1 protein-coding gene is annotated in these 1,351 nt (G+C 64.0%); it reads left to right on the top strand.

Going from position 1 to position 1,351, the window contains the following annotated elements; genetic code table 11:
- Positions 1-202: 202 nt before the first annotated feature.
- A partial coding sequence (locus VXJ24_RS11440; RefSeq protein WP_330973050.1) for an IS1595 family transposase occupies positions 203-1,351 on the top strand: 1,149 nt, incomplete at its 3' end.

Below are 1,351 nucleotides of genomic sequence, written 5' to 3'. Positions count from 1 at the left end.
CGCTTCCAGGGGCATTCGGCAGCGGAAGGGATCTCCCTGCAGGTCCGGGAGGCTCAGGCCTTGCGGACATGGGATGCCGTGCCGCTTGACGGGGTTCGGGACATATGAGACCTTGATTGACCTGAGAGGGGTCCAAAAGTATCCGGACCCTCGCCTATGATGATTGTCGCCAAACAGACCATACATAGAGCGGAGGGTCCGGATGGATTCCATGATACTGCAGCAGGTCGAGAAGATGGGCATCTCGGAGAAGCGCTGGCTCCTCGAGAGGCTGAAGGCGCTCATAGCCGAGGAGATGGCAGGCTCTGCCCTCAGGGGCACGCCGGACAGGTGTCCGAGATGCGGATCGGCGGACTTCTGCCGCAAGGGCCATGACGCCCATGGCTTCCAGAGATGGAGGTGCAGGTCATGCGGCAGGACCTTCTCTGCCAAGACGGGATCGGTGCTCGCGATGTCCAAGCTCGATGCGGCCACCTGGGCTGCATATGCGGAAGGCACGCTTGCGGGCATGTCCCTTAGGGAGCTCGCGGACAGCTGCAGCGTCTGCCTCAGGACGTCGTGGTTCATGAGGATGAGGCTCTTCGAGGTGATGGGGTCCGCCCTTGCGCCCTTCAGGAAGGGACCCTCCGTCTCATGCCAGGCGGACGGCCTCTATCTCGACGAGTCGCTGGCGGGCAACAGGGGAAGGTCGGACATCCAGATGCCCAGGAAGGCGCACGCGCATGGCCATGCCGTGCATTCCCGCGGGATATCCAGCCTCAAGGTCTGCGTCGAGTGCTGCGTGAACGACCTGGGAGACGAATATGCCGCCGTCTGCGGCAGGGGGCGTCCGACCGACGACGAGCTGAAGGATGCCCTCTCCGGCATCGTCGACAGCTCATGGGTCGCCACCGACGACCATGCAGGATATGCGCGCGTGCTGCCCGCGCTCGGCGTGGAGGAGCATGCGGCGACCGTCGCCAGGGAGGCAAGGAACGGAGAGCTCGGCCTCGTCAATGCCATGCACCAGAGGCTGCGCGAGTTCCTGCTCCCCTTCCATGGGGTCTCGACCAAGCGGCTGGGCCACTACCTTGCATGCTTCCTCTGGACGGAGCAGGCGAAGCATTCCGAGAGGGAGAGGAAGGACACCCTCTCCGGCCAGCTTGCGGGAGGGAGGTACGTCCATACAAGGCGCGAGCTGATAGACATGGAGCAGCCCTTCTGGAGCTACTGGAAGGACCGGGCCGCCACGTCAATCAAGGTCTCATATGTCCCGAACCCCGTCAAGCGGCACGGCATCCCATGTCCGCAAGGCCTGAGCCTCCCGGACCTGCAGGGAGATCCCTTCCGCTGCCGAATGCCCCTGGAAGCG

Origin of the sequence: Olsenella kribbiana, from assembly GCF_036408795.1 — a bacterium.
In the GTDB taxonomy this organism is placed as follows: domain Bacteria; phylum Actinomycetota; class Coriobacteriia; order Coriobacteriales; family Atopobiaceae; genus Olsenella_L; species Olsenella_L kribbiana.
This window is presented reverse-complemented; position numbering and strand designations above follow the sequence as displayed.